Origin of the sequence: Mesorhizobium sp. M7A.F.Ca.CA.004.06.1.1, from assembly GCF_003999135.1 — a bacterium.
Classification (GTDB): Bacteria; Pseudomonadota; Alphaproteobacteria; order Rhizobiales; family Rhizobiaceae; genus Mesorhizobium.
The window spans coordinates 1-8065 of the sequence record NZ_RZPQ01000209.1 but is presented as its reverse complement, the minus strand read 5'-3'; the positions used below and the strand labels follow the sequence as shown (position 1 = coordinate 8065).

Annotated in this window: 9 protein-coding genes; 7 read left to right on the top strand and 2 right to left on the bottom strand. The window is 63.0% G+C overall.

The annotated features are described in order from the left end of the window. The 6 genes from EN906_RS14805 to EN906_RS14780 form a co-directional block, all read left to right on the top strand. Positions 1–1396 (top strand): penicillin-binding transpeptidase domain-containing protein (locus tag EN906_RS14805; protein ID WP_127375234.1); only part of this gene is annotated, 1396 nt, incomplete at its 5' end. Positions 1397–1460: 64 nt separating this feature from the next. Further along, on the top strand, positions 1461–2213 hold the full coding sequence (locus EN906_RS14800; RefSeq protein ID WP_127271863.1) for a M15 family metallopeptidase: 753 nt from the start codon (positions 1461–1463) through the stop codon (positions 2211–2213). Positions 2214–2433: 220 nt separating this feature from the next. Next, complete coding sequence (locus EN906_RS14795; RefSeq protein WP_127271865.1) at positions 2434–3459, top strand: sulfate ABC transporter substrate-binding protein; 1026 nt, start codon at positions 2434–2436, stop codon at positions 3457–3459. A 21-nt stretch (positions 3460–3480) separates the two neighbouring features. Next, positions 3481–4332 carry a sulfate ABC transporter permease subunit CysT gene (gene cysT, locus EN906_RS14790; RefSeq protein WP_013530875.1) on the top strand — a complete coding sequence of 284 codons (852 nt, stop codon included), beginning with the start codon at positions 3481–3483 and terminating at the stop codon, positions 4330–4332. Further along, a complete protein-coding gene (gene cysW, locus EN906_RS14785) occupies positions 4325–5209 on the top strand; it encodes a sulfate ABC transporter permease subunit CysW (RefSeq protein ID WP_127270916.1) in 885 nt (294 codons plus the stop codon). Before cysT ends, cysW begins: the two co-directional genes overlap by 8 nt. Positions 5210–5222: 13 nt before the next feature. Continuing rightward, complete coding sequence (locus EN906_RS14780; protein WP_127271867.1) at positions 5223–6263, top strand: sulfate/molybdate ABC transporter ATP-binding protein; 1041 nt, start codon at positions 5223–5225, stop codon at positions 6261–6263. A 15-nt stretch (positions 6264–6278) separates the two neighbouring features. On the opposite strand, the gene EN906_RS14775 is transcribed toward EN906_RS14780, so the two are convergent. After that, a complete protein-coding gene (locus tag EN906_RS14775) occupies positions 6279–6677 on the bottom strand; it encodes a type II toxin-antitoxin system VapC family toxin (RefSeq protein ID WP_127271404.1) in 399 nt (132 codons plus the stop codon). After that, positions 6678–6950 carry an antitoxin gene (locus EN906_RS14770; RefSeq protein WP_127271402.1) on the bottom strand — a complete coding sequence of 91 codons (273 nt, stop codon included), beginning with the start codon at positions 6948–6950 and terminating at the stop codon, positions 6678–6680. A 228-nt stretch (positions 6951–7178) separates the two neighbouring features. Between EN906_RS14770 and EN906_RS14765 the strand changes: the two genes are divergently transcribed. After that, positions 7179–8065, top strand: an 887-nt coding sequence (locus tag EN906_RS14765; protein ID WP_127375233.1) for a sulfate ABC transporter substrate-binding protein, incomplete at its 3' end; no start/stop codon positions are given.

The following is an 8065-nucleotide window of genomic DNA, read 5'->3' as shown; positions in this document are numbered from 1 at the left end:
CTCCACCCGCCTGCTCGGCGAGCGCGAGGCCGCACGGGCCTCCCTCGACGATGTCTCGGACCTGCGCCGCACGCTGCCGGCGCTCGCCGCGCACGCCGCCTATGCGATGTTGCCCAAGGCCGTCCCCGGTCAGCCCTTGCAGCTGACGATCCGCAAGAGCGTCCAGGAGGGGCTGGAACAGGTGGCGAGGGACGCGGCCACCAAGCTCGGCCCCCGCCTGTCGGTCGCTATGGTGCTGGCCGACTCCCGCACCGGCGACATCCTTGGCGAAGTCGGCTCGGCCAATTTCTTCGACGCAAGCCGCTCCGGCTGGATCGACATGACAAAGATCGTCCGCTCGCCAGGCTCGACGCTAAAGCCCTTCATCTACGGTTTGGCCTTCGAACAGGGCCTGGTGGCGCAGGAAACGCTGATCGACGACAGCCCCGTCGATTTCTCCGGCTACCGGCCGAAGAATTTCGACATGGGCTACCAGGGCGATGTCAGCATCCGGCAAGCGCTACAATTGTCGCTCAATGTGCCGGCGATCCGCGTGCTCGACGCGGTCGGGCCAACGCGGCTGATGGCGCGCTTCCGCCAGGCCGGCGTCAGCCCCATACTGCCGGTCAACGAAGCCCCGGGCCTGGCCATCGGTCTTGGCGGCGTCGGGGTGACATTGCGCGACCTCGTCCAGCTCTACACAGGGCTCGCCAATGGCGGCAAGACGCACACGCTGCATGACGGCACCGAGCCTGCCGATGCCGAGCGCACCAGCGCCACCATCCTCGACGGTCAGGCCAACTGGCAGATCATCGACATATTGTCAGGCGTCAAGCCGCCCGAGGGGGCCTTGCAGCGCGGCATCGCCTACAAGACCGGCACGTCCTACGGATACCGCGACGCCTGGTCGGTCGGCTTCGACGGCCGCTACGTGCTGGGCGTCTGGGTCGGCCGCCCCGATGCCGGCGCGGTGCCCGGCCTTTCCGGCTATGTCTCGGCCGCTCCCATCCTGTTCGAGGGTTTTGTCCGCTCGGGCCTCGCCACCGTCCCCTTGCCGGGCAAACCGCCCGGCATGTTCAGCCCCAGACGCGAGGACCTGCCGGTGACGCTCGCCCGCTTCGGCGCCGGGTCGGATGGCCTGGTGCAGGCGACGGTGAGCGAACCCGCACCGACCATCATCTTCCCGCCTGACGGCGCCCGCGTCGATCTCGGCACCAATTCGGCCGACGCCTCGCCACTGGTGCTGAAGCTGCAAGGCGGCCGTGCGCCGTTCCGCTGGCTCGCCAACGGCAAGCCGCTGGCAGGCATCGATCGTCGCCGCACCGCGACCTGGCAGCCCGACGGCGCCGGCTATTCGACGCTGACCGTCATCGACGCCGCAGGGCGTGCGGCGAGTGTGAAGGTGTTCGTCGAATAGATCGCGCCAAGAGATTCATGGAATTGGCTTTCCGGACGCTCGGCAGATAGCAGGATACTCACCCATGCCTGTTCCGAGGCACCCCTCGCGCAATCCGTTCTTGTCGGCAGCCTCGGCACTGGCAGCAACAATCCTTGTCGCGGCAACCACCCTCCCCGCTTTGGCCGATGCCCTGCCCGCCGGCTTCGTCCGGCTCGCCGATGTCGATCCCTCGATCCGCCAGGACATACGCTACGCCGGATCGGACAATTTTCTGCATCGCAAGGTGGACGGCTATGACGCCCCGGCCTGCATCCTCACCGAGCAGGCGGCAAAGGCACTGTCCGCCGTCCAGAAAGCGATCGCCGCCAAAGGCCTGACCCTGATGTTGTTCGATTGCTACCGCCCTGCCCGCGCCGTCGCCGACATGAATGAATGGACGCGCGATGGCGGGTCGCCCGATCCACAATGGTATCCGAAGGTCAGGCGCAGTGAGCTGATCGCCAAGGGTTATGTCGGAGAACTATCGACCCATTCACGTGGCTCGACCGTCGATGTCGCCGTCGCCCGGACGGACCGCAGGTCCAGCCCGAACCAGGCCTGCGGCGCGGGCGATGCCGACACGCTCGATTTCGGCACCGGCTTCGACTGCTTTGATCCGATGAGCGAAACCGCCCACCGAGGCCTTGCCAGTGAAGTGGCGGCAAACCGCAAGATGCTTGTCGACGCCATGCGCGCCGGCGGCTTCAAGAACTATGCAAGGGAATGGTGGCACTTCACGCTGAAAAGCGAACCGTTCGCCAGACAGCGTTTCGACTTTCCCATCACCGCCGATTGATGCACCGGACCAAATTCCGCACCTTGCCTCGGCACCGCCCCTTGCTAGATAGGCTGAGTGGCCGGGTCATGGATTCTTCCTTTGGCCTCAAGAGGAAAATATTTCTCCTAACGGCGAAATGGCGTCGAACATTTTCTCAAGAGGGGCAAAAAAGGCAACATTGAATGCATCTAATTTCTACCAATTCGGTAGATTTGGCGCGGGTTCAACGGAGGCAGAAATGACCAAACCTCATTTCAGGAAACTGCTCGGCGCACTGGTCGCCACATCTGTCCAGTTCGGCACGCTCGGTTTCGCGTTTGCCGATACCACCATTCTCAACGTGTCCTACGATCCGACACGCGAGCTCTACAAGGCCTATGACGAAGCTTTCGTCGCGCATTGGAAGGCCGAGACCGGAGAGACCGTCACCGTCCAGCAGTCGCATGGCGGATCGGGCGCCCAGGCCCGCGCCGTGATCGATGGCCTCGATGCCGATGTGGTGACGCTGGCACTTGAAGGCGACATCAACGCCATCGTCTCGAAGGCGAAGAAGATCAATCCGGACTGGCGCACCAAATTCGAAAACAATTCAGCGCCTTACACCTCGACCATCATCTTCCTCGTCCGCAAGGGCAATCCCAAGGGCATTCACGACTGGAGCGACCTCGTCAAGGACGGTGTCCAGGTGATTACGCCCAATCCCAAAACCTCCGGCGGCGCGCGCTGGAACTATCTCGCCGCCTGGGCCTACGCCAACGCCAATGACGGCGGCGACGAGGCCAAGACCAAGGAGTTCGTCGGCAAGCTCTACGCCAATGCTCCGGTGCTCGACACCGGCGCGCGCGGCTCGACCGTGACCTTCGCGCAAAAGGGTCTTGGCGATGTGCTTATCGCCTGGGAAAACGAGGCCTATCTGGCGCTCGACGAGTTCGGTGCCGACAATTTCGACATCGTCTACCCGCCGACCTCCATCCTGGCAGAACCGCCGGTGGCGGTAGTCGACGCCAATGTCGATGCCAAGGGCACGCGCAAGGTCGCCGAAGCCTATCTGAGCTGGCTCTATTCCAAAGAAGCGCAGACGATCATCGCCAAGAACCATTATCGTCCTGCCAAGCCCGATCTGGTGCCGGCCGAGGACCTCGCCAAGCTGCCGCCGATCAAGCTCGTAACCATCGACGATCCACAGTTTGGTGGCTGGAAAAAAGCACAGCCTTATCATTTCGGCGATGGTGGTATATTCGACCAGATCTACAAGCCCCAGTAAGCAGTCGATATTCAGGACGACATGACCACAGCACCCGCCCAGGCGGGGTGGCGATTCAGGCAGCCGAGCGTCATTCCGGGTTTCGGATTGACGCTCGGCTTCTCGCTTGCCTACCTCACCCTCATCATCCTCATCCCGCTATCCGGGCTGCTCTGGCGCTCGGCCGCCCTTGGCTGGCCTGAATTCTGGGCGATCGCCACCGATCGCCGCACCATCAATGCGCTGAGAATCAGCTTCGGCACCGCCTTCGTCGCGGCTGCGGTCAACGTCGTCTTCGGCACGCTGGTCGCATGGGTGCTGGTGCGATACCGTTTCCCCGGCCGCCGCATCGTCGATGCCATGGTCGACCTGCCCTTCGCCCTGCCGACGGCTGTGGCCGGCATCGCGCTGACCACGCTCTACGCGCCGAACGGCTGGATCGGCAAATTGCTGATGCCGCTCGGCATCAAGGTCGCCTATACGCCGCTCGGTATTGTCATCGCGCTGATCTTCATCGGCCTGCCCTTCGTCGTGCGCACCGTGCAGCCGATCATGGAGGAGATCGACAAGGAAGTGGAGGAAGCCGCCGCCACGCTTGGCGCCAATCGCTTCCAGATCATCACCCGCATCCTGTTTCCGGGCCTGGCGCCGGCCATCGTCACCGGCTTCGCCCTCGCCTTCGCGCGTGGCGTCGGTGAATACGGCTCGGTCATCTTCATCGCCGGCAACTTGCCCTACAAATCAGAAATCGCACCCCTGCTGATCGTCATTCGGTTGGAGGAATACAATTATCCGGCGGCGACAGCGATCGCGGCGATCATGCTCGCTCTGTCGTTCATCATGCTTTTGGTCGTCAATCTCGCACAGTCATGGAGCCGCAAGCGCTATGGCTGACCCGGAGATCAAATCCTACGAACCGCATCATGAAAGCCAGTCGGCGGCGGTCACTGAAAGCCGCCCTGCGCGCCTTGCTCTGATGGCCGTCGCCTTCGCCTTCCTCGGCATTTTCCTGCTCTTGCCGCTGATCATCGTCTTCAACGAAGCCTTCGCCAAGGGCATCGGTGCCTACACCGAAGCGCTCGGCAGTGCCGACACGCGCTCGGCGATCCGGCTGACGCTGCTGGTGGCGGCGATCTCGGTGCCGCTCAACATCGTCTTCGGCATCTCCGCCGCCTGGGCGATCGCCAAGTTCGAGTTCAAGGGCAAGGCCTTCCTGACCACGCTGATCGACCTCCCCTTCTCGGTCTCGCCGGTCATATCGGGCCTCGTCTATGTGCTTCTGTTCGGCGCCCAGGGGCTGCTCGGCACATGGCTGAAAGCGCATGGCATCGTCATCCTGTTTGCCGTGCCGGGCATCGTGCTGGCCACAATCTTCGTCACCTTCCCCTTCGTCGCCCGCGAGTTGATCCCGCTGATGCAGGAACAAGGCAATGGCGACGAGGAGGCAGCGCTTTCGCTCGGCGCCAATGGCTGGCAGACCTTCTGGTACGTGACCTTGCCCAACGTCAAATGGGGGCTGCTCTACGGCGTGCTCCTGTGCAATGCGCGTGCCATGGGCGAGTTCGGCGCGGTATCGGTGGTGTCGGGCCACATACGCGGCCTGACCAACACCATGCCGCTGCATGTCGAAATCCTCTACAACGAGTACAACGCCGTCGGTGCCTTCGCCGTCGCTTCATTGCTTGCGGGCCTGGCGCTCGTCACGCTGGTCTTGAAAACACTTCTCGAGATGCGCTACGGCGCCGAGATCGCCGCGACACGCGGGCACTGACAAAGGGACCACTATGGAAGTTCGCGTTGCCAACGTGCGCAAGGAGTTTGACCAGTTTCCGGCGCTTCACGACGTGTCGCTCGACATCAAGTCGGGCGAACTGATCGCGTTGCTGGGACCGTCCGGTTCCGGCAAGACGACGCTGCTCAGGCTGATCGCCGGGCTGGAGCGGCCGACACGGGGAAAGATATTCTTCGGCGACGAGGACGCCTCGCACAAGTCCATCCAGGAGCGCAATGTCGGCTTTGTCTTCCAGCACTATGCGCTGTTCCGGCACATGACGGTGGCGGACAATATCGGCTTCGGCCTGAAGGTCCGGCACGGACCGTCGCGCCCGCCGGCGCAGGAGATCCGCCGTCGCGCCTCCGAGCTTCTGGACCTCGTCCAGCTTTCAGGGCTCGAAAAGCGCTATCCGGCGCAGCTCTCCGGCGGCCAGAGGCAGCGCGTGGCGCTGGCGCGCGCCATGGCGATCGAGCCCAAGGTGCTGCTGCTCGACGAGCCGTTCGGCGCGCTTGACGCGCAAGTGCGCCGGGAATTGCGCCGCTGGCTGCGCGAAATCCATGACGCCACCGGCCACACCACCGTCTTCGTCACCCACGACCAGGAAGAGGCGCTGGAGCTTGCCGACCGCGTCGTGGTGATGAGCCAGGGCCGCATCGAGCAGGTCGGCACCGCCGACGATATCTACGACACGCCGAACTCGCCCTTCGTCTACGGCTTCATCGGTGAATCGAGCTCGCTTCCCGTCAAGGTCGAGAATGGCGAAATCTGGCTCGCCGACCGTCCGATCGGGCTTGCCGCGCCCAACGAGCCCTCGGGCGATGCGACGCTCTACTTCCGCCCGCACGATGTCGAATTGCTGGACGGCTGCAGCGGCTGCATCGCCGGCACGGTCGCCGCCAGCCGCCGCGTGGCCGGCACGCGCCGGGTCGAGCTTGAAATAGGCGGAGAGCGCCAGCGGGTCGAAATCGAACTGCCGGTCGATCACCCCGCGGCGCAGAAAAGCCGGGTGGCGTTCCGCCCCGGACGCTGGAAGCTTTTTCCGGCGGCTTGATCCTCTGGTCTATGGCTACGCCAGCCAGTTCTCGACCTTCAGGCCCCTGATCCGGTTGAACTCTCCCGTGTTGGCGGTCACCAGCGTGGTGCCCAATGCACAGGCATGAGCGGCGATAAAAAGATCGTTGTGGCCAATGGTCTGGCCCGCGGCTTCAAGCTCGGCGCGAAGTCCGCCATACTCGGCATCCACCGGCACATCGAGCGGCAAGACAGGAATCTCGGCCAGCAAGTCTTCAACCTTCTTGAGCAGCTTGGCCGATCCCTTCTTGGCGCAGCCATATCGCAATTCCGAGGCGACCACGATGCTGGTGCAAACGGCGTCATCTCCCTCGCGCGACATTGCCCTCGCGGCCTTGCCAGCCGGGTTTCGGATCATGTCGCTGATAATGTTCGTATCCAGCATGAACCGCATCTAGAAAATGTCCTCGGATTTGACTGGCGTGTCGTAGATCTCGGGGAAGTCGTCTTCAGGATCGAGCGGCGGCTCTTTCGCCCACTGGGCGAGCAACGCGGTGAGGCCAGGCTTGCGAACCGGCTCGATGACAAGACGATCGCCTTCCCGGCTGATCAGGACTTTTTCGCCGGGAAGCTCGAACTCGACAGGAATGCGCACCGCCTGGCTGCGGTTGTTGCGAAACAGCTTCGCCTCCTTGGGCGGCGTTGTTGAATGTCGGCTCTGGGGCATGTTGCAGCTCTTTTGTATATGCCTTTTGTATATGCCATGCAGCGCCGCAAAACAAGGCGCAGAAAAACTCCGACGAAGGTAGCATTCTCCTGGAACAGAATTCCAACATTCATCGACTTAGGCGACATATTTTCCTACGATGAGGCCACGAACCTACGGCGCATGCCTCGTCGCACACCACGCACCCCGGCTATGGTCCCACCATAAATTGCATCGGAGCCTGTTTTCATGAGACGATTTTTCCTCGGGCTTGCCACCGTCGCAGGCCTGTTCCTTGCATCCTCCCAAGCCTGGTCGGCCGACAAACTGCTCAATGCGTCCTATGACGTCGGCCGCGAACTGTTCGTGCAGGTGAACAAGGCCTTCATCGCGCAGCATCCGGGCGTCACGGTCGATCAGTCGCATGCCGGCACTTCGGCGCAGGCGCGTGCCATCGCCGAGGGCCTTGGCGCCGATGTCGTTACCTTCAACCAGGTCACCGACATCGACTTCCTGGTCAAGAAGGACCTCGTCTCGGCCGACTGGCAAAAGGATTTTCCCGACAACGCCTCGCCCTTCTATTCGCTGCCGTCCTTCCTTGTCCGCGCGGGCAATCCCAAGCATATCAAGGACTGGAACGATCTCGTGCGCGACGACGTGCAGGTGATTTTCCCAAATCCGAAAACCTCCGGCAATGCGCGCTACACCTATCTGGCGGCCACCGCCTACGCCAAGGAAGCCTTCAAGGGCGACGAGGCCAAGGTGAAGGAGTTCATCACCAAGCTTTTCAACAACGTGCCGATTTTCGACACCGGCGGCCGCGCCGCGACCACCACCTTCGTGCAGCGCGAGATCGGTGATGTGCTGATCACCTTCGAGTCGGAGACGCGCGGCATTCGCAAGGAGTATGGCGACGGCAAGTTCGAGCAGGTCACTCCGACGGTCAGCCTGCTGGCCGAATTCCCCGTCGCGATCGTCGACAAGGTTGCCGACGAGCACGGCACGCGCGATCTGGCCAAGACCTATCTCGACTTCCTCTACACGCCGGAGGGCCAGGACATCGCCGCCCGCAACGGCCTCAGAGCCCGCGACGCCGCTGTGGCGGCAAAATACAAGGCCGCTTTCCCCGATATCCG